Annotated in this window: 15 protein-coding genes; 7 read left to right on the forward strand and 8 right to left on the reverse strand. The window is 46.6% G+C overall.

What is annotated here, in order from left to right; translation table 11 throughout:
* Entirely contained in the window at positions 1 to 1,479 is a 1,479-nt protein-coding gene (tssC, locus tag XDD1_RS17415) for a type VI secretion system contractile sheath large subunit (RefSeq protein ID WP_045973111.1), read from the reverse strand.
* Between the two features lie 20 nt (positions 1,480 to 1,499).
* Positions 1,500 to 1,997, reverse strand: coding sequence for a type VI secretion system contractile sheath small subunit (gene tssB / locus XDD1_RS17420; RefSeq protein ID WP_045973112.1), 498 nt, complete (start codon positions 1,995 to 1,997; stop codon positions 1,500 to 1,502).
* Between the two features lie 919 nt (positions 1,998 to 2,916).
* On the opposite strand from tssB, the gene XDD1_RS17425 reads away from it, so the two are divergent.
* The 7 genes from XDD1_RS17425 to XDD1_RS17455 all read left to right on the forward strand — a co-directional run bounded on the left by XDD1_RS17425 (position 2,917) and on the right by XDD1_RS17455 (position 13,361).
* Positions 2,917 to 3,435, forward strand: a complete 519-nt coding sequence (locus XDD1_RS17425) for an Hcp family type VI secretion system effector (RefSeq protein WP_045957423.1) — start codon at positions 2,917 to 2,919, stop codon at positions 3,433 to 3,435.
* A 625-nt stretch (positions 3,436 to 4,060) separates the two neighbouring features.
* Positions 4,061 to 5,734, forward strand: coding sequence for a ShlB/FhaC/HecB family hemolysin secretion/activation protein (locus XDD1_RS17430; protein ID WP_045973113.1), 1,674 nt, complete (start codon positions 4,061 to 4,063; stop codon positions 5,732 to 5,734).
* A gap of 99 nt (positions 5,735 to 5,833) precedes the next feature.
* A complete protein-coding gene (locus XDD1_RS17435) occupies positions 5,834 to 10,210 on the forward strand; it encodes a hemagglutinin repeat-containing protein (RefSeq protein ID WP_045973114.1) in 4,377 nt (1,458 codons plus the stop codon).
* A gap of 163 nt (positions 10,211 to 10,373) precedes the next feature.
* Complete coding sequence (gene yhjD / locus XDD1_RS17440; RefSeq protein WP_045973115.1) at positions 10,374 to 11,351, forward strand: inner membrane protein YhjD; 978 nt, start codon at positions 10,374 to 10,376, stop codon at positions 11,349 to 11,351.
* Between the two features lie 78 nt (positions 11,352 to 11,429).
* Positions 11,430 to 11,636, forward strand: coding sequence for a 2-hydroxymuconate tautomerase family protein (locus tag XDD1_RS17445; RefSeq protein ID WP_045957420.1), 207 nt, complete (start codon positions 11,430 to 11,432; stop codon positions 11,634 to 11,636).
* Between the two features lie 332 nt (positions 11,637 to 11,968).
* Positions 11,969 to 12,811: a hypothetical protein gene (locus XDD1_RS17450; RefSeq protein ID WP_045973116.1), complete on the forward strand. Its 843-nt coding sequence runs from the start codon at positions 11,969 to 11,971 to the stop codon at positions 12,809 to 12,811.
* A 10-nt stretch (positions 12,812 to 12,821) separates the two neighbouring features.
* On the forward strand, positions 12,822 to 13,361 hold the full coding sequence (locus XDD1_RS17455) for a hypothetical protein (RefSeq protein ID WP_045973117.1): 540 nt from the start codon (positions 12,822 to 12,824) through the stop codon (positions 13,359 to 13,361).
* Between the two features lie 9 nt (positions 13,362 to 13,370).
* Here XDD1_RS17455 and XDD1_RS17460 read toward each other — a convergent pair whose 3' ends face one another.
* The 6 genes from XDD1_RS17460 to dppC all read right to left on the reverse strand — a co-directional run bounded on the left by XDD1_RS17460 (position 13,371) and on the right by dppC (position 21,004).
* Positions 13,371 to 15,533, reverse strand: coding sequence for a phosphocholine-specific phospholipase C (locus XDD1_RS17460; protein ID WP_045973118.1), 2,163 nt, complete (start codon positions 15,531 to 15,533; stop codon positions 13,371 to 13,373).
* A 119-nt stretch (positions 15,534 to 15,652) separates the two neighbouring features.
* Positions 15,653 to 17,086: an insulinase family protein gene (locus XDD1_RS17465; protein WP_045973119.1), complete on the reverse strand. Its 1,434-nt coding sequence runs from the start codon at positions 17,084 to 17,086 to the stop codon at positions 15,653 to 15,655.
* 106 nt (positions 17,087 to 17,192) lie between these two features.
* The gene (locus XDD1_RS17470) at positions 17,193 to 17,900 is read right to left on the reverse strand and encodes a hypothetical protein (protein ID WP_045973120.1); all 708 of its coding nucleotides are present in this window, start codon (positions 17,898 to 17,900) and stop codon (positions 17,193 to 17,195) included.
* A 174-nt stretch (positions 17,901 to 18,074) separates the two neighbouring features.
* The gene (gene dppF / locus XDD1_RS17475; protein WP_045973121.1) at positions 18,075 to 19,112 is read right to left on the reverse strand and encodes a dipeptide ABC transporter ATP-binding subunit DppF; all 1,038 of its coding nucleotides are present in this window, start codon (positions 19,110 to 19,112) and stop codon (positions 18,075 to 18,077) included.
* Positions 19,109 to 20,089, reverse strand: a complete 981-nt coding sequence (dppD, locus tag XDD1_RS17480) for a dipeptide ABC transporter ATP-binding protein (RefSeq protein ID WP_045973122.1) — start codon at positions 20,087 to 20,089, stop codon at positions 19,109 to 19,111. The genes dppF and dppD overlap by 4 nt, the downstream gene beginning before the upstream one ends.
* 12 nt (positions 20,090 to 20,101) lie before the next feature.
* Positions 20,102 to 21,004 (reverse strand): dipeptide ABC transporter permease DppC, encoded by a 903-nt coding sequence (gene dppC / locus XDD1_RS17485; RefSeq protein ID WP_045973123.1) that lies wholly within the window; start codon positions 21,002 to 21,004, stop codon positions 20,102 to 20,104.
* Between the last annotated feature and the right edge of the window lie 7 nt (positions 21,005 to 21,011).

The raw sequence follows: 21,011 nt of genomic DNA on the forward strand, positions 1-21,011 counted from the left end.
TTATTCCTTATCCAAACGTCCAACCAGAGACAGTTCGAAACTTGCCCCCATGTACTTGAAGTGCGGACGAACTTGCATCGAAACCTGATACCAGCCTGGATCGCCTTCAACATCCAGCACTTTGATCTCGGCGGCACGCAGAGGACGGCGGCTACGAACGTCAGTCGGTGGGTTTTCCTGATCAGCAATGTACTGTTTCAGCCACATATTCAGTTCACGCTCCAGATCCTGACGCTCTTTCCAAGAGCCGATCTGTTCACGCTGTAACACTTTGATGTAGTGCGCCAGACGGTTGATGATGAACATGTACGGAAGCTGGGTGCCCAACTTGTAGTTGGTTTCCGCAATTTTCCCTTCACGGGTATTGGGGAATACTTTGGTTTTCTGAACCGAGTTGGCCGAGAAGAACGCGGCATTATCGCTACCCTTACGCATGGTCAGGGTAATGAAGCCCTCTTCTGCCAATTCGAATTCACGACGGTCAGTGATCAGCACCTCTGTTGGGATCTTCGCCTGAACCTGTCCCATTGCTTCGTACAGGTGAACGGGCAGATCGCTGACGGCACCACCGCTCTGCGGACCGATGATGTTTGGACACCAGCGATATTTAGCAAAGCTGTCAGTCAGGCAGCTAGCCAGCAAGTACGCCGTGTTGCCCCACAAGAAATGTTCATGGTCGCTGTTAACATTTTCCTGATAGTTGAAGTTTTTGATTGGGTTTTCAACGCTGGAATAAGGCAGACGCAGCAAGAAACGGGGGGCAGTCAAACCTAAGTAACGTGAATCTTCAGACTCGCGCAGTGCACGCCATTTAGTGTGTGAAGGGCCTTCGAAGACGGATTTCAGTTCCTTGATGGCTGGCAACTCAGTAAAGCTGTTAATGCCAAAGAATTCCGGTGAAACGGAAGATAAGAATGGCGCGTGAGCCATCGCACCGACTGAACTGACATACTGCATCAGTTTAATATCAGGCGTTGTATTGCTGAACGCGTAGTTACCGATGACGGCAGCAACAGGTTCACCACCGAACTGACCGTAGCCTGCGGAATAAACGTGTTTATAGAAGCCAGACTGAATAATTTCAGGGGAGAATTCAAAATCTTCCAACAACTCATCTTTAGTCGCATGAAGGATGTTGATTTTGATGTTTTCACGGAAATCAGTGCGATCCACCAAAATTTTCAGTGAACGCCAGGAAGATTCCAGCTCCTGGAACTGATTAGCGTGCACAATTTCATCCATCTGTTGACTGAGCTTTTTATCCAACTCAACGATCATTTTATCAACGAGCAGCTTGTTGATGGGTTCTTCGTTTGAGCCGGTATCCAAAATGCTGCCGATAAACGCAGCAACACCTTGTTTAGCAATATAATAGCCGTCATTTTCCGGTGTCATTCGCGCTTGAGACATAATTTCATCAAGCAAGGAAGTCGTTGCGCCGGATGCAATCGCTGTGCTGTTTTCTTCGTGCTGAGCCATTTAAAAATTCCTTTAACCAGTTATTTTTTATTGACGATTTCAAGTTCTTTCAGGAGTTGCTCACGAACGGATTCATCATCCAGCAGTGACTGCAAGCGAGCACGAAATGCCGGGATATTTCCCAATGGGCCCTTTAATGCCACCAATGCCTCACGAAGTTCGAGAAGTTTATTTAATTCAGGGACTTTCTTCGCGATATTATCTGGCGAAAAATCACTCAGTGATTTTATTTCCAGATTAACTGACAGATCTTCTTCGCTTTTTTCATCAAGGCGATTAGGAACGTTAAAAGTCAGGTTGATGTTCGCTTCATTCATTACGGCATTAAAGTTGTTCTTATTGATAGAAACTGCCTGCCGTTCTTCAATTGGCGTATCTTCGCTTTTTCCTTTCAAGTCACCCACAACCAGAAGATTCAGAGGTAATTCAACTTCTGCGGTCTGGTCACCCGTATTAGGAACATACTTAATATTAATTCTTTCTTTCGGCGCTACGCTACCTGGACTATTCTTACTCATATTTGAATCCTTTGGCTAATACAACCATGAACTGTCTAACAACCCATTATTGGTGAGAGAATGATTCCAATGTTTACCCATATAATAAATACAGAATATCTTCCTAAAAAATAAGATAAAGAAGACAACTATATTTGCAGGTACGAATAGTTTTATATCAACATATAGTTAAATAATCAGATATACCCTATCCAATCGTGGAAATAACATCGATACGAAAAATCGTCAAGTTCGAGTTTGACATTTTATTTTTTTGATGTAAAGCCAAAACACAAATTGATAAATACCTCTATTCTGGCTTTTAATCTCATTATCTCAACTGATAGCAAGTTATAAACATTTTTTTCTTCTCAAAATAGAGGAAAATTTGGTTTTACTCTCTGTGAGAGTATGTGAAACCATTATCTATAATTTGCATTAAAAGAAATATTTTTCATCTTCATCTGAATAAAACGCAATCTGCAAAACGGCTATCAATAATCATCTTCAATATCATTTTTTATTTTATTTTGATTAATTATGTACCATAGGAATCTAAATTATTTTCATTTTTTTGATCTGGATAACACTTTTTCAATGATCATAATAAATATTTAAATTTAAAAATAAAAATCAATAAATATCATTAAGTTACATAACAACAAAAATCGAAGCTCATTTTTAAACCAGTTAAATTGGCTTGTTTTTTATAAAAAATCAGCCATAAATTTCACAACGGCAATGATTATAAAATTTTTATTTGTCATTGAATGAGAGAGCATGTTGCATTTTTCAAATGTCTTTGCATTAGGCAATTTCAGCTTTATTATTCGCCCCGAGTGTTTGGTAAGCGATAATTTCATTTGATTAAGAAATGGAATAATCACGCAAGGAATGAACACTTACACTAATTATTGGTAAATTTTTATAGGATATTCATATGCCAACTCCATGTTATATTTCCATCAATGGTAAAACTCAGGGCAATATTACTGCTGGCGCATTCACTGCTGAATCCGTAGGTAATATCTTTGTTCAAGGTCACGAAGATGAAATGCTGGTTCAAGAATTTGACCACATTGTGACTGTTCCAACTGATCCACAGTCTGGGCAGCCTTCTGGCCAACGTGCGCATAAGCCTTTCCGCTTTACCGTTGCACTGAATAAAGCCGTTCCTCTGCTTTACAACGCACTGGCTTCCGGCGAAATGCTGACGACAGTAGAATTGAAATGGTACCGTACTTCAATCGAAGGTAAACAAGAGCATTTCTTCTCTACTAAACTGGTAGATGCAACTATCGTTGATATCGATTGCAAAATGCCACACTGCCAAGATCCAGCAAAATCAGAATTCACGCAATTAGTTCGCGTTTCTCTTTCTTATCGTAAGATTGAGTGGGAACACACGACTGCGGGTACTTCTGGTGCTGACGACTGGCGCGCGCCAATTGTTGCTTAATATCTTATTCATTAAGTATTAAGTAATTACCTTTCAGCCAATGAATAATACTCATTGGCTGAATCAATCAGATATATCCCAAAATCCCTGCCAATTTACGTTAATCCCCATTTTTCTCTTTTATATTTGTTTTTATGGTTTTTTCCCGCTGTCAGATTTCCATATAGTAATTATTTTCACAATAAATAAAGATGGATGAATTCATAATTACATGAATGATTAATGCACAATAAAACTATCTGACTAAAAAATACCTGTTCTTGCGTTTTACACTCCCTCGGCTTCAATACTCTTCATCACAATACCATAAGTAAAACTTTTAAATAAAAAACTCAAAATACAGTAAGGTTTTTAATTTCGCCTCATTATTATGCTGAAATATGGATTAACCCAAATTGAATTTCACTTATCGCTTCACATGGGGATAAAACATAACTAAAATGAATTATCATAAATCACTAAGGTAAATTTATAAAAAAATATTATTATTTTTAACAAAAAACAATCGTTAATCAGAGCAACATAAAATATTTTCTATGCTCTAATGCTTAATTAATAAACTAGGAAGTTTAAACCTAACCCAACACGATACATTTCCTATCAACTATTGTCATTTGGGTATCCCATGATTAAAAGGACGACAATCTTCATCTTATTATGTACAGCGTTTCAGGTAAGCGCATCACCTGACGCGCTTACCCCTGCTTTCCCTACCGATGAAGCAAGAAGAACGTTACAGGACAGTTCACGGGAAATAGACCAACTAATTGAAGAACGCCGCCATCAAGGATTAATTAATCGCACGGATAACGTTACGCCACAAACGGTCTCACCCGTGCTGGTGGAAACAGCACCCTGTTTGACTATCAACGGTGTTTATCTGCAAGGCATTACCCTACTCTCTCTAAAGGATTTGAATACCCTCAGTGCCCTGCCCGATAGCTGTATCACCAGCAATGATATCAACACGTTGTCAGCCGAAATCACTAACCTGTATATCGCCAAAGGCTACATTACGGCACGGGTACAATTTATTCCCCCTAACGCGAATGGTGAACTGGGGATCAATGTGGTTGAAGGTTTTGTCGAGGCGATAGAAGGCGGTGACCGCTGGGTCAATAGCCAGACCCTGTTCCCGCGTTTGGCCAATAACCCCCTCAACCTGAATCAGCTTGATCAAGGATTGGATCAAGCAAATCGTCTGCAATCCAATAAAACAACGCTGGATATTCTCCCCGGCACCATTAACGGGGGTTCCATCGTCAAGCTACACAACCAGCACGCTTCTCCGTGGAGGATCACCACCACCACCGATAATTATGGACAGAAAAATACCGGTAAATGGATCACGCGGCTCAATGCCAGCGTTGATAGCCCATTGGGATTATCTGACTTTGTGAGCCTCAGCGGCGTCACTACCGTTGATAAACCCGCGACGCAATACAATCGCGCCTATACCCTGTTCTATTCGCTCCCTTATGGCGCCATCACGTTCAGTGGATTCAACAGTTATTCCCAATATACCGGCCATCCGCGTTTACAGGTAACGCAGGTCAAACTGCACGGGAATTCACGGCAAACCGGCGTTCGTGCCGATTGGGTCTTTCACCGCAATCAATCGCAAATCAGCACATTGAATAGCCAGTTGGTTTACAAGCATTACAACAGCTATTTCGGTGAATCCAAAACCGGTGTCAATAGCCAGACATTGAGTATTCTCGAATTGGGGGTGACCCATTTACACATCCTCCCTTCCGGGCTTTTCTCCCTCAATATGGGTATTGAACGGGGAATGCCGTGGTTTGGTGCCCAAACTGAAACAGGCAACCTGAATAAACAATTTACCAAAGGGAAGTTGTCGGCAAATTTACAACAGCGTTTCACCCTGTTTGAGGTGCCTTACCGGTTTAACAGCCAGTTTTATGCGCAATACAGCCAAAGCGGGCTACCGGGTGTTGAGTGGCTCAATCTGGCCGACCGCAATGCGGTGCGGGGATTCAGCAAAAATGTGTCATCGGCCGATAATGGCTGGTATTTGAGAAATACACTCTCCCACTCAATCCCCATTGCCAAAGGCTCACTTTCGTTACGTACTGGTGTGGATATCGGCCAAGTTAAAGGCGATCGCAGTCAGGATGGCTGGAAAAGCAGTGCCGGATTAAGTGCCGGTTTGACGCTGCGCTATCAGCACCTGTTTGCGGATATTGAAATAAGCCGGGGTAAATTTCTTTCTCACCCCAAAAATAGGCACATGGACGAACCTATGCAACTGTCCACCCGCTTTTCTTACACTTTTTAGTTTTTGAACCCTTTGATGTTTTTTTAACCGCAGCCAGTTGTGGGGGTGATCCCCAGAACGCTGCACATGGCAATAAAGAAAGTAGATAAAGGTAATAATATGGAAATTAAAAAATTTAAATTATCTCCCGCGGGAAAACTCGCTGCCTCAATGGCGATTATTCTGGCAACCTGTTCCGTCAGTTTTGCCAACGGAATTACCCCTGGCGGTGACGCCGCACACAGTCCGGATGTTATCCAAGCTGATACCGGTGCAACAGTCGTGAATATCGTCGCACCTTCTGAATCAGGGCTATCACATAACCAATATCAGGATTTCAACGTTGACCCAATGGGCGCGGTGTTCAATAACTCCCTGGAGGATGGGACATCGCAACTGGCAGGCCAGTTATCGGCCAACAGCAACCTCAATGGGCAGGCGGCCAGTGTGATCTTAAATGAGGTGATCAGCCGTAACCCTTCGTTCTTGCTCGGCGAACAGGAAATATTTGGTATCGCTGCCGATTATGTGCTGGCAAACCCTAACGGCATCACCTGCGACGGCTGTGGTTTTATCAATACCAATCAGGCGTCGTTGGTGGTCGGCAACCCGCTGGTGGAAAACGGGATTCTGCAAAATTTCAGTACCTTTGATAACCAGAATGCCCTGAACATCAGAAACAATGGCTTATCTCATCAGGATGTACTGAATCTGATTGCGCCCAAAATTGATGTGAATGGTCAAGTGATCACCACCAAAGACCTCAATATCACGACGGGAAATAACAAGATTGCGGCCGATGGCAGTATTCTGGATACCCAACAAGCCAGCATGAGTGCCCTCGACAGTTATTATCTCGGCAGTATGAAAGCCGGACGTATTCGTCTGCTGAACACCGCAGAAGGAAACGGGGTCAACCTGCAAGGCAAAATGACCGCCGATAACGGCATCGATATTGAGTCTTCCGGTGATGTCAAACTGGAAGCCGCCAACCTGAAAGGCGGAGATATCAGCGTGCGAGGCAATAATGTGCTGTCTCAGGGACGACTGAATCAATCTTCATCCGACAGCACCGGCAAGAATAATCGCCAAGGTACTTTCAGTGGCGTTTATACCGAACATAAGCAAGTCAGTGAATCCGTTGCCCGTACCCAATTGGCCGGTAAAAACATCACGCTGGTCGCCAAGCAAAACAATCACGTGATGGCAACCGATATTGACGGGGATAATGTCACCCTGACCGGCGCCAACCTGAAATTGGAGGGTCAGCAGCTTCACCAGCTTGACCATAACACCAACGAACAATGGAAAATGTCTTGGCAGTATGATGTCACCAATAAGAATGAAAAAACGCAGTACGAAGGCAATACCCTCAAAGCGCGTGAAAATGTTCATTTGACCGCCAGTGAAGGTAATGCTGAAATTCTTGCCAGTAAGATCCACGCCGGAAACCAGTTGTCCGTCTCTGCCCAGAAAGAGGTGAAACTGGCAAGTCTGGTGGAATCCGAAATGACTTCCGAAGAAGGCTATCAAAAGAACCATACTGCATCATTGCAAACGGGTAACTGGAAGAAGACCAATACCACGCAGAGAAGTACCGGCAATGAATTGGACGCAGGCGGCGATTTAGGCATCAAGGCCGGAGGCAATGTGGACATTACCGGAACTCACATAAACGCGGGTAAGAACCTGATTATTTCTGCGGATCAGCAAGTCAATATTAGCGTTCAGTCCCTCGTGGATGATCAGTCCCTTGCCAAGGATAAAACCTATTGGGGCGGGATTGCGGGTGGCAGCAAGAAAGATAACCGTGATACCTCAGAAACCCACCATATTTCCGAAGTGACGGCGGGCGGGCACTTGCTGCTGAACGGCAAAAATGGCGTCACCATTACGGGCAGTAAAGTCAAAGCCCAAAAAGGGGCCTATGTTGCAGCCCATGACGGACAGTTGACCATCGATAACGCGGTCAGCCATACGTATAAAGAGGTGGATGAAAGAAAAGGAACCATTTTCAATATCACCAAAAATACCAATCAGGAACACAATCAGCAGCAAAAATCTTCCGGCAGTCATTTGGTTTCCGATGCCGACCTGAAATTACTCAGTAATCAGGACATCAATGTCATTGGCAGTCTGACAAAAAGTGCCGGCGAACTGCAACTGAATACGTCAGGCAATATCAATATCCTGAATTATGGTGAGAAAAATCAGCACCAACAGGAAACAACTCACCTTGACTGGCAGTATTACGCCAAGGAAATGAAAGATAAACAATATCGTGCGGGTGTGGGTTTTCATCACACGCTCGATAAACAGACCGATGAAAACACAATCCAACGCCCATCAGAATTGAATGGTGGCAATCTCACGGTAAATGCCGGCAAAAATGTCACCGTGACGGGCACTAAATTGGTCACAACCCAAGGCGATGCGAAAATTACCGGGGATAACATTGCCTTGCTGGCGGGCGAAAACAGCACTTCAACCTCAACTTCGCAAGAAAAATTGAGTAGCAGTGTATTTGTTACCGGCGGCATGGATAAACTCGGGAGTGGTGTTGAAGGAACTTACAACCGCGATGGGAAATCCCAAGGCCAAACCACGGCAGAAGTGGCAGCAACCCAAGTGACCGGCAACCTTGAGCTGAATGCAACGGGTGAATTGAAGCAACAGGGTACGAACCATCAAGTACAAGGCACCTATCAGGCCAATGCCAGCAGCGTTAAAAATGTGGCAACCGCCAATACCGAATCCAGCTCAAGGCGCCAATTACAGGTCGGTGGTGAGATCAGCGGAACGGCCGATTACAGTGCAACCACGCGTCCGGTAGAAAAAACCGCCAAGGCTGCCGCCGATAATAAACTGGATACCGCCATCACGAAGACGGATCAGCCGAATGTCGGTATTGAACTGGAAATGAATGGCAACAGCCGTTACACCCACACCCAGCAGTCCAATGCGGTGGTAACGACCATCAAGGCGGGCGATGTCAAAGTCACAACAAATGGTGATATCTATGATCAAGGCACGCAATACCAAGCCAATAAAGGCGGTGTCTCGCTGACTGCCGGCAGCCATACCAGTGAAGCCGCAACCCACAGCCAAAACACGCACACCGCTGACACCACGGGCAATGCCAGCTTGCGCGTTTACACCAAAACGGGTACAGATATCGCCGTCAGTGGCAAAGGCAGTGGCAGCCATCAGGAAACGTCCGACACCAATACCCGCGCAGTGACCGGCAGCATCAACGCCCAAAACGGCATTCATGTTCAGGTGACCAGAGATGCCCGTTACCAAGGCACCTCAATGAATGCGGGTCAAGGTTCAACCCACGTTGATGCCGGCGGCAATATCCAGTTCAATCAAGCCACTGATCGCACGGAGAAACAAAGCAGTGGTTACAATGGTGAAATTTCCCTGACCGTCGGAACTAACCCTGATGGTAAGAATTTCAGTGGTAGCCTCGGTGGGGGTTATAACACCGACAATCAAAGTACGACGACCGCTCAAACCAGCGATATCACGGGTGGACAAGGTGTCAATCTGCATGCGGGCAATAACCTGGCGTTACAAGGTGCCAATGTCTCCGGCAAACAGGTCGATTTCACCGCACAGCGTGGGAAAATCGAACTGACCTCAGCCGAAGATACGGCCAACGCCAATGGCTGGAACATCGACGCTAAAGCGAAAGGAGGCATGTCCTCCACTGCCCGCAAAAATGAAGGCGGTGATAGCGCGACAAGTAATGCGGCGGCAACCGACGATCCAGCGAACAAAATCTTCGACAACACATATAACCTCGGTGGCGAATTGAAATTTGGCGTCAACCAGCTAAATCAGACCACTCACCACAACGCTCAGGTTTCCGGCGGCAATGTCACCCTGACCAGTGCCGGAGATACGTCTCTCAAAGGCGCGAATGTGACGGCGGATCAGGTCACGGGTAACGTCGGCGGCAATTTCAATGTCGAAAGCCGCAAAGACAGCACCCATAGCCTGAATGTGGGTCTGGATGCCGGTTTAGGTTATAGCAAAACCGTCAAAGGGGATGATCCGGCTAAAGCTGACAACGCCAAACCCGAAGAAAAGGCGCCAAGTTTGAAAGAGCAACTGCAAGCCACGTTCAAAGGGTTCAACGGCAAACTCAAAGGCAATTACGATACGCTCGACCGGGAAGCCGTGGGTCAACAAACCACATTGACCGGCACCCAAGGGGTTAATCTGGATGTTTCTGGTACAACATCTTTAGTGGGCGGCAAAATTGACAGCGCACAAAGTGCTGTTTCACTGAATACTGCGCAAATTAATCAACAATCTGTCGCGGGATACGATCAGGGCAAAAACTTAGGGATTAATGTACCAGGTTCCATCGCCGATTTGGCCGCCTCAGCACAAAAAGATATTTTCTCCGGTAAAGTACCTTTTGTGAAAAATGAGAGCCACAATACTGAGCTTCCAGCAATCCACAGTGAAGTTAAAGGCCGTCAATGAGATTGATCATCATGATCAATCCTTGATCTTCGGTACGGTAGCCAATATTCGGCTACCGTACTTCTTTGTACTCCCTCACCAGTTGCCTTTTCCATTTTGCCTGTTACTCTTTTTTCTTTCGCATACCGTTTTTTCACATATCGTTTTTTCGCCAGGGGATGTCATGCCAAGTGACCATGAAAAAAGGGAGCCCTTCAATACAGGGAAGCATTTCACGCCATTAGAGAAAGGGCTGCACAGCAGTAAAAAAGCGCTTTCCGTCACCCTTCGTTTTGGCAATGCCATTCGCCGTATTCCTTTTATCGCCCACTTTATTCGGGCAGCACAACGTTTCAACGACCGAATGGGGAGCCAGTTTGGTGCGGCCATTACCTATTTCTCGTTTCTCTCCTTAATCCCCATCCTGATGCTCTCTTTTGCCGTCGCCGGTTTTGTGCTGGCGTCCAATCCGGACTTGCTGGCACGTTTGATCAATGGCATCGCCAATAGCATCAATGATCCCGCCCTTGCCAATACATTGAAAAACAGTGTAGATACGGCGGTCAGCCAAAGAACAACGGTGGGACTGACCGGTTTGGCGATCGCGCTGTATTCAGGATTGAACTGGGTCGGCAATTTACGCGAGGCAATACTCGCCCAATCACGGGATGTCTGGGAACGCAATCATGAAGATAAAGAAAAAATTTACTTCCAATATATTCGCGACTTTTTCTCCCTGTTCGGTCTGCTTTTTGCATTGGTCATGACCCTTTCACTGACTTCCATCGCAGGCTCTGCCCAAGCCACCCTCGTCCATGCCCTTGGATTGGAAGGCATCGATTGGCTCCGGCCGGCATGGACATCCATTGGCATGACCATTTCCATTGCAGCCAATTATTTGTTATTCCTCTGGATATTGTGGATCTTGCCGCGCCATCGTCCGGAAAGAAAAGCGCTGTTCAAAGGCACCTTAATGGCCGCCATTGGCTTTGAAGTGATCAAATATATTATGACCATGATGCTGCCACGCCTTGCCAGCTCCCCTTCCGGCGCTGCTTTTGGCTCAGTGATTGGCTTAATGGCTTTTTTCTATTTCTTCGCCCGCTTGACGCTGTTTTGCGCCGCGTGGATCGCCACCGCAGAAGAGAAAAAAGCCGAGTAAATATCCATATATCAATAAGTCAGACTATTTTTTGCTGTACCTACTTATCTATAACAAACCCAAAAAGGAGTCATTTTTATGCCATTTGTGAACATCAGAATTACCCGTGAAGGCGCCACCGCCGAACAGAAAAAACAACTGATTGAAGGTGCAACCCAATTGCTGGTGGATGTGCTTGGAAAAAACCCGGCAACAACTTTTGTGATCATTGATGAAGTAGAAACCGATAACTGGGGAATTGGGGGTAAGAACGTGACTGAATTAAGGGCTGCGGCGAAGAAGTAAGTTGATTCTATTCATTCTAAGGGTGGAGCAATCCGCCCTTTGTCTCCTAAACCATGCCACTGCATAATCAGAAATGACGGTGCCTTGCGGGGAGAAAATAAATATATAATGAAGTACGGCAAGTATAAACCGGATTGTGTTATCAATGCTTGGAATAAGGCATGACTATAATATTAATTATTTAAGCCATAATATAAAATAGTATCAACTTAACAATCAAAAACAAGACGTCTCTCACTCGACAATTACCTGATTTGCTCATACAATTTTTACTATAGAACAATGACCTTGCAAGAATGGATTTCAAATAAACCAAAAGGAACAAGCAACCCATGTCTACATTTATCGTCAGTCGGAATAACAGAGCATTACTTAATGAAACTGTATTTTATCTTACCAAAGGTAATACGATGACATTAAAGATTGATGGTTTAAATCTTAAAACAAGAAAACATCTTAAATTTCAATCAAATAATACACTGGTATCCATTTTCCAAAGTGATAATCATGTGTTTAGAGAACAAACCTTACAAATAACAGCATTGAATATGGGAATCAGTATTGTCAGGGCGATAGATACTAATTTAGGTTACTGCTCCTATTTTGCCCAAGGCGTCGCGGAGGATTGTTTTCCACCGTTAACTATTCATGTTTTATCTAAAATAGAAATTCCAAGAGATTTGACTGAGGAACAAAGAGCGATGTTAATGGTGTTGTTAGCGGAAACAACGTCACCAGATACTATTGGAACAAAATATGATGAAAAAAAAGCACAAGATGCTATGCAATATATGCATGATGCTTTATTGAACAGAGTGAAATCATCTAAAGCGCATGAGCTTGATGTCCCTAAACACGGCAATAAATTCATTGGCTTAATTTCAGGTCCGAGAACAATCAAGGGTTTTAGCCAATATCCCAATATTGAGCCTAAGATACAAAAGAGAATTAACGATATGATAGCTACTGCTAACGATGGTACTCATACAAACTTTTTGGCTTATCGTAGATTAATTAAAAATGCCATCAATATATCCAAAAGTAATAAAATCTCTAATACTGAGGTTATTGCATGGAGAACAGAAAATAGTGATTCTCCCGGCTCAAATTTCAAGAAACTGTTTTCACTACAAGGACAGGATTTTTATAAACTTTCCGATAATTATCTTAGATAAGAGATTATATATGAAATTTTTAATTGGATTATGTATTATTCTGCTTTCGTTAACTGTCTCATCAAAAACAGAAAAATATGAACTGGACTTCAAAGCTTGGGAAAAGAAAGGCAGTTGGGGAATATATAACAAAAAGCCAGATAATTATTTTAACCCTTTAAAAATAAATAGATACAAAGAGGGTTATTTACCTTCATTTAGTTATCTTATTAAAGAGTTTGATTTACAAAATGTGGTTAACCAATATTGTCTTATTGGTTATAAATGGAATAAGACAAAAGAAAATAATGAATTTGAAAGTATCATTATTTTCTGGAAAACAGCTAATTACCTGATTGGTTGGAATTTGCCCGATGGTCAGGATGATTATAATTATAACGCTATTATATTCAGTAAGCCTTTTATTGATATCAGTGACTCTGTTGTTCCCTACAAAGAAGCAGAAGGGGCACAAGCTTTATGGGCTAAAGAAGGGGTTATTCAGATTATTGACGATTGTGAATTACATGGTCAAAAAATCACGATAAAGCCCTCCGAAGTGAAGCAATAATCAATTTTCTCACACTTTCCCCATCAGCGGATCGCTGACGCTGTGCTCACCATTTTCCAGCCTACCAGCTAAGCGGCGGTGCCAGCCGTGCGATCCTTTTAGTGAAAGATCGTACCAGCCACCGCTGGGGCGGGTATCAAAGGTCTGGCTGTGACAGCCTCCCGCCGGCAGTTCAATGTGCCACGGTCCCCGCGACGTATAAGGGCAGCGTGCTATGGTGATCTCCACCGTTCTGTCACCCGGATTGCTCAGTACCAGTTGCAGACAGGTATCATTCATGATTTGCCTGACTTCTGGCTGCCACTGTGCCAGTGAACCACTCAATGCACGATGAAAACCGTTGGGGCCTAGCAACCAGAGATCATAATTATCAGCCGCCTGCCAGCCATCACTGAGTGACTTACCGGCTTCGACGGTATAACGCCGCGGGATCTGATCCAGATGCAGCTTATCGTAAACGTGGAATACCACTCCCTGTTCCCCCGTGTTATGAAAGCACAGCGTCAGCAAGCGCTTATCGGGATGAGCAGAGGTTTCAACATTAAGCCGATAAGGCAACGCGCGGGAAGGACGAGTCCGTCGCCGTTGATGCGGCAAGTGCTGGTGTCCGGTCTCCGGCAAGGGTACGGGAGGTAACTTTTCCTGACTCCGACGCAAGCTGTCCGCTGTATGGCGCGTAATGGCAGGCAGGCGGGGGAGTGTTTCACGGTTGGGATTGACAAAGTTGAACGCTGAGGTGAGATCGCCGCACACGGCACGCCGCCAGGCGCTAATGTTCGGTTCGCGTACCCGAAAGCGCTTTTCCAAAAATTGTAATACCGAGGTATGGTCAAACACCTGTGAGTTAACCCAACCCCCGCGGCTCCAGGGCGACAGAACCAGCATCGGCACCCGCGGTCCGGGGCCATAAATACGCCCATCCGGTGGCGGTTGGTACTGCGATCCCGGTGGAGCAACGTGCTGGAAGATCTCCGTGTCGAATGGGACGGTGGACTTGCCGGCAAAACTGCCATCTTCCCGTAGTGACGGCGCAGAGGGCGAAGGCATGTGATCGAAAAAGCCATCATTCTCGTCGTAATTCACCAGCAATACCGTCTTGCTCCACACTTGCGGGTCGTCTGTCAGCGCATTGAGGATCTCTTGGGTGAACCAGCCACCCTGTACCGGGCAGGAAGGTCCCGGATGCTCACTATAAGCCGCCGGCGCGACAATCCAGCTTACCTGCGGCAACTTACCCTGCTGCACGTCAGCACGAAAACCGGCCAATATCGTCTCCAGATCGTCACCGCTGGCCGCCGGCAGTGTGTTGCCGTTGCCCTTATACAGCGGGATCTTCTCATTCAGTTCATCACTATAGGGCACAAAGTCGCTAAAACCTTCCAGCGGTTGTGCCGGATTACCGGCCATGACGCTGGCAGCACGGTACTGGCGAAAACCAGCCAGCGGGTTATCGCCGAAGTTGTCCGGCAGGTATTGATAAACTTTCCAGCTAATGCCGTTCTCTTCCAATCGTTCAGGGTAGGTTTCCCACGTATATCCCACCTCCGGCGAACCGGGGCTGTCCCACTCGTTGTTCACTGCGGCAACATCAGCGGCACTGGGGCCATTTGTGCCAGTCCAGTGGAACAGACGATTGGGATCGGTGCCTGCATGAATCGAACAGTGGTATGCGTCACACAAGGTAAAGGTATTAGCCAGAGCAAATTGGTACGGCAGCTCGGTTTGGCGGTAATAGCCCATTGAGGTCGGGGTTTTATAGGTCGGCCAGGCACTCATACGGCCATTGTCCCAAGCGGAGTGTTCATCAACCCAGGAATGCGGCGTACTCCCGGTCCTCTGTGCATTGCCGCGCCGGCTGTCCAGATGATAAGGCAGAACCAGCCTCCCCTTCCCTTGTTGTTGCCAGATAGTGCGACCACCGGGGAGTGGAATGGTGATACGGTCGCTGAAACCACGGACACCGGGCAGCGTACCGAAATAATGGTCGAAGGAACGGTTTTCCTGCATCAAAATGACCACATGCTCCACATCATCAATGGTGCCGGTACGGTTGTTAGCGGGTATGGCCAGCGCTTTGCGAATCGAAGCCGGCAGCAATAAATACGCAGCGCCGATCGTGGCAGCCCGCAATATTTCTCTTCGTGAAAAACCAGTGCGTGAAAATCCGGGCATACGTGATTAATTTCCTGAGACGTGTTCTGAAAATAATCTCAAAGGTAATGCCCGAATATGACAGGGAGATTAAACCCAGGAAAAATTGTTCATGACTCCCCACCGTTCACTGTTTCAGGCTATTGCGGCAGTGGCCCCGGTCTCATAATCTGGTTAAAGCTATTTTTGATTTGATTAACATCAACCGCGGCCTCACCTTTTGGTTGCACCAGAATAAAAGAGATTTCTTGCGACAGCATCTCTTTCAGTTTCTTATTCAAAAGTTGTGGTGTCAGGGAGGATAAAAATGCCTGCCTTAACCGCTGGAATTGTTCGGGAGCGATATCGATCACATTATTTTGCTGTGACAACAAGCGTTGGTTAATCAAAACATCAGTATCGGTGCGGGCATACATGGCAAATAGCTGCTGGAGTTGACCCCGCTTTTGAGCATAGAGTTCATCAAATTGTTCCTGCGGCAAGCCATTTTCCCGCAAGGATGACAGTTGAGAAGCCAGATACAGCGTGGATTCCATCAGCTTGTCCGTCGGAGCATCCAGATTTAATGAACAGTTCGCCTGCTGGTATAGCACACGGCAATCCAAACCCAATTGCATGTCATCCTGCTTGTCCTTAAGCCCCAATTGCAGGTAACGATAAAGCGCTTCACGTGTCAGGTCATTTAACCAGTACTGAGTCAGGGTCTGCGAATTATTAATGGGTGACCAATTCAGGTTCCAGGTTAAGGACAGGCGATCTTGTTTGGCTTTCTCACTCTCTACGCCAATCGTTGCTGCTTTCAGCGGCAACAAGGTAGGAACAGGAACCGGTGTCTGCCGTTTTCCCGCCAATGATGCAAATGCCTGATTAACCCGCTCGGACAGTGATCGGGTGTCAACATGCCCCGCGATATACAGGGTCATCACGTCCGGCGTATACCATTGATGATAAAAGTTTTCGACTTTTTGCACATTCACAGGCACGGATACCGGCATCCCAGGATCATGATCGATAAGCGTCGAACCTTGCAGACGCATACGCCACACCGGGTCTTGAATATCAGATGGAAACGTCGCCACAGAATGTTCATCCGTTTTCATGGCCAGTGCCAGGGTTTGCGGGGTAAATACCGCGCTACCTGCAATGTCGGATAACCATATCAATGCGTCTTGCAACAGTTCGGGGCGATTATTCGGCAGGCTCAGGCTATAAAGGGTGAAATCATAGGAGACAATGGCGGGTGGAAAAGGGTTTTTAGTATCTATCGCATTGTGCCACAGGTTTTCCAATTTCTGTGATGATAAATCTTTACTGCTGGATAAAACGATTTTCGGAATAAGGTAGGTGTAGCCCCGTTGCGGGTTTTTCTCGGCCAATGAACCCGTTTTGACCAGTAACCGCAACTGTATTCTGTCATTAGGCCGTTGTGGTGTTTGCAGGATTTGCCAGCTAAACCCATTTTCAAGTTTACCTTGTTGCCAAGCCGGATCAGGCTGTAACGTCTCAGCCTGAGCCAAACACGTCGTCGCCAGAATCGCACCACCCATAAGATACCCGATTTTGTTGCCCAGCATGCTCACTTACCCCTACCTGTTTAATTTTATCCTGCAAAACCCAAGATAATCAGCGATACCCAGATATTATCATCAAGGATTAGACCGTTATTCGTCTTGTAAGGTTTCATTTTGATGGCGTTTTCTGCTTATTAACCTGACGATTATAGCCTTTTACCAGCAATCCCAACTCATCATCCTGATGGCTTTTAGGGCAAGAGATCGGTTCTGGCGGCTGTTCTCCATTCAGTTTCCGCGCAACATCGCGCAATGGATGGATGATAATGCGATTGACGCACCAGCTTATCGACACCGTGAGAATAAGCGCAAGTAATAAATAAGTGGTTAACATTAACGCAAGTGTATTCAAGGCGAAACGATACACCCGATTGGAATCAACCTGCAAAATAAGGTGCCCCTGTGATTCTGCGGTTTTTGGCGCAACACCGTAAACATAGAGCGGAATATTGACCTCAACCGGAATACCAAAAACCTGCTTTGCCAGTTCAGGTATGGGGCGATGAGTGGCAAAATCCAAGCTCATGACCCGGACATTATCAGGTAATAATACATCGGCCCGCCCAAGAATGCCGGAGGTCTTCAATCCAATCAACAGGGTTTTCGCTTTATTGAGATCGGAACTTAACAATGCTTCTGCCAAAGGCGTCTGGATCTGTACGGCGGCATTGTTAAGCTGACTGATATAATCCTCTTTCCGCTGCTGCAACAAGTGAGATAACTGGATGGTGATGAAAATGGCAATGGTAACCAAAGTGACGCCTGTCACTGCGGCCATCTGTTTAATGGTTAACGAACGTTTGACACGCAATTTCATCTTATCCAAACCAATACCAAATCAATGATAGTGAAAATACTGACCAGCACATCTTAACAATGTGAGTGAGTATACTTGATTTTACTTGCGGTCGTCTTATTTTGATGAATGCAGTAATGTAATAATACCATGAGAGAAAAATGACCGGGCGATAACACCACGGTCAAGATAGGATTAGGTGGCTGGATTTTCATCCTGTTCGACGGCGAAGCACGCAATCTGTTGTCCACCATATTGCTTCAATTTAGGCTGAAATTGGCTACATTGACTCAACGCACGGCGGCAACGGGCAGCAAAAGCACACCCCGGCGGCGGATTCATCGGGCTTGGCAGTTCTCCCGTCAGCTTAATACGCTCACGACGCAGTTCAGGATTCAGACGAGGCGTCGCCGACAACAGCGCCTGTGTGTAAGGATGTCGCGGATGGTTGAAAATCATTTCCCGACTGCCTTTTTCAACACAACGCCCCAAATACATCACCATCACTTCATCCGCAATATGCTCAACGACCGAAAGATCATGGGAGATAAAGACGTAAGATAATCCCAGATCCTGCTGCAAATCCATCATCAGGTTCAAAACCTGCGCCCGCACCGAAACGTCCAGCGCCGAAACGGGTTCATCGGCAATTACCACATCTGGGTTTAACATCAACCCACGGGCAATGGCAATACGCTGACGCTGACCACCCGAAAACATATGGGGATAACGCGAATAATGCTCCGGCTTTAATCCCACTTTTTCCATCATCTGCAAGACGTTTTCCTTGCGTTCGGCTGCCGTCAGTGACGTATTAATCAGCAACGGTTCTTCCAAAATCTGCCCCACTTTTTTACGGGGATTTAAGGAAGCGTAAGGGTTTTGAAATACGATCTGGATCTTCTGGCGACGCAGTTTTTCGGCTTCTTTATCTGGCAGCAACAGATCTTGCCCCAGATAATAAAGCTCTCCATCCGTCGGTTTTTCAATCATGGTCAGCAGGCGACCCAAGGTGGATTTTCCACAACCCGATTCGCCAACAACCGCCAGTGTTTTGCCTTTTTCCAGTTCAAATGAGACACCATCCAACGCCTTAACCATACGCTCAGGCGCGAATAAACCGGCTTTTACCGGATAATATTTCTTCAACTCAGTGGCTTTCAGTAAAGGAGCGCTGCCCTTTAAAGAAGAAGGTGTGAACTTTTCCTGTTCTCTGCTTTGTTGAACGCTCATACGGTTGGCCTCCCCTTATCATCCAGCGGCATATGACATTTAACCTGACGATCTCTCACGGCCTGCAATGGCGGCTCTTCCTGACGGCAATGCGCATTGGCATAAGGGCAGCGAGGATTAAGCAGACATCCCGTTGGACGGTCATATTTTCCGGGAACAACGCCGGACAACGATGCCAGACGGGATTTGTCTGTCGCAAATTCCGGCAATGCCCGCAATAATGCCTGCGTATAAGGATGGCGTGGTGCGCGGAAAATTTCCGTCGCTTTACCGATTTCCACCACCTGCCCGGCATACATCACGATAATATGATGAGCCGCTTCCGCCACCAGCGCCAAATCATGGGTGATCAAGAGTAATGCCATGTTTTCCTTTTGCTGCAATTCCAGCAACAGTTCGATGATTTGCGCCTGAATGGTGACATCCAAGGCCGTCGTCGGTTCATCGGCAATCAGCAGTTTCGGCCGACATGCGATCGCCATCGCAATCATGACGCGCTGGCTCATTCCCCCCGATAATTGATGCGGATAAACCTCCAGCCGAGAGGCCGGATCGGGAATGCCCACCTGCGTCAATAAGTCGATGGCCCGCTGGTGGCGCGTTTTCCGATTGCCACCCTGATGGACTTTTAAGGCTTCCATAATCTGATAACCGACGGTGTAGCAAGGATTCAGACTGGTCATGGGATCTTGGAAAATCATCGCCACTTCCGCCCCCACCAACTGACGGCGCTGTTTTTCTGAAATTTTGGTCAGGTCACGACCATCAAACTCCAGTTTTTCGGCCATGACTTTGCCCGGATAATCAATCAGCCCCATAATCGCCAGTGAACTGACTGACTTGCCTGAACCGGATTCCCCCACAATGCCGACAACCTCTCCCTGCTCAACCCGGTAGCTGATACGGTCAACGGCGCGGAATGGTGCCCCTTCATCCCCGAAGTGCACCGATAATTGGTCTACATTCAATAATGCCATATCACAATACCCCTACTGCTTGAGCTTGGGATCAAGTGCATCGCGCAGCCCGTCCCCCATCAGGTTAAACGCCAATACGGTCAGCAGGATCGCCAGCCCCGGAAAGGTCACCACCCACCACGCACTCTGGGCAAATTGCAAAACATCGGCCAGCATGGTGCCCCATTCCGGGGTGGGTGGCTGTGCCCCCATGCCCAGAAACCCTAAGGCAGCCATATCGAGAATGGCGTTTGAAAACCCTAATGACGCCTGCACAATCAACGGCGCAAGGCAGTTTGGCAGGATATTGATAAACATCTGGCGTATGGCTCCCGCCCCCGCCACTTGGGAAGCCGTCACATAATCGCGGTTGACCTCCACCAGTACCGCCGCCCTTGTCAGGCGGATATAGTGCGGCAAGGCGACGAAAGTCAGTGCCAATGACGCATTGACAATCGACGGGCCAAAGATCGCCACCAGCACCAGTGCCAACAGCAGGCTTGGCAAAGCCAACATGATATCGACGATGCGCATGACCATGGTATCCACCACGCCGCCGAAATACCCCGCCAATAGCCCCAGAATGACGCCCATGATGAGTGACATCACCACCACCAGACAGCCCACCAGCAAGGAAAGACGAGCGCCATACATCAGGCGGGACAGAATATCGCGCCCCACATCGTCTGTGCCGAGGAGAAATTGCCAGCTTCCGCCTTCCTGCCATACCGGCGGCATCAGCAAGGAATCACGAAACTGTTCTGCCGGACCGTGCGGTGCCAATATCCCGGCCAATAATGCAACCAGGAGCATCAGGACAATATAGACAAGGCCAATGACTGCGCCTTTATTACGTTTAAAGTAGTGCCAAAATTCCTGTATCGGCGTCATTAATTTCGGCGCACCCGATACGACCGGCTCAGTTGTTTGAGTCATCATGTGT

The organism is Xenorhabdus doucetiae (assembly GCF_000968195.1).
Classification (GTDB): Bacteria; Pseudomonadota; Gammaproteobacteria; order Enterobacterales; family Enterobacteriaceae; genus Xenorhabdus; species Xenorhabdus doucetiae.

Coding starts and splice junctions, on each gene's coding strand:
- tssC (WP_045973111.1), bottom strand. CDS start 1,479: ATGGCTCAGCACGAAGAAAACAGCACAGCGATTGCATCCGGCGCAACG.
- tssB (WP_045973112.1), bottom strand. CDS start 1,997: ATGAGTAAGAATAGTCCAGGTAGCGTAGCGCCGAAAGAAAGAATTAAT.
- XDD1_RS17425 (WP_045957423.1), top strand. CDS start 2,917: ATGCCAACTCCATGTTATATTTCCATCAATGGTAAAACTCAGGGCAAT.
- XDD1_RS17430 (WP_045973113.1), top strand. CDS start 4,061: ATGATTAAAAGGACGACAATCTTCATCTTATTATGTACAGCGTTTCAG.
- XDD1_RS17435 (WP_045973114.1), top strand. CDS start 5,834: ATGGAAATTAAAAAATTTAAATTATCTCCCGCGGGAAAACTCGCTGCC.
- yhjD (WP_045973115.1), top strand. CDS start 10,374: ATGCCAAGTGACCATGAAAAAAGGGAGCCCTTCAATACAGGGAAGCAT.
- XDD1_RS17445 (WP_045957420.1), top strand. CDS start 11,430: ATGCCATTTGTGAACATCAGAATTACCCGTGAAGGCGCCACCGCCGAA.
- XDD1_RS17450 (WP_045973116.1), top strand. CDS start 11,969: ATGTCTACATTTATCGTCAGTCGGAATAACAGAGCATTACTTAATGAA.
- XDD1_RS17455 (WP_045973117.1), top strand. CDS start 12,822: ATGAAATTTTTAATTGGATTATGTATTATTCTGCTTTCGTTAACTGTC.
- XDD1_RS17460 (WP_045973118.1), bottom strand. CDS start 15,533: ATGCCCGGATTTTCACGCACTGGTTTTTCACGAAGAGAAATATTGCGG.
- XDD1_RS17465 (WP_045973119.1), bottom strand. CDS start 17,086: ATGCTGGGCAACAAAATCGGGTATCTTATGGGTGGTGCGATTCTGGCG.
- XDD1_RS17470 (WP_045973120.1), bottom strand. CDS start 17,900: ATGAAATTGCGTGTCAAACGTTCGTTAACCATTAAACAGATGGCCGCA.
- dppF (WP_045973121.1), bottom strand. CDS start 19,112: ATGAGCGTTCAACAAAGCAGAGAACAGGAAAAGTTCACACCTTCTTCT.
- dppD (WP_045973122.1), bottom strand. CDS start 20,089: ATGGCATTATTGAATGTAGACCAATTATCGGTGCACTTCGGGGATGAA.
- dppC (WP_045973123.1), bottom strand. CDS start 21,004: ATGACTCAAACAACTGAGCCGGTCGTATCGGGTGCGCCGAAATTAATG.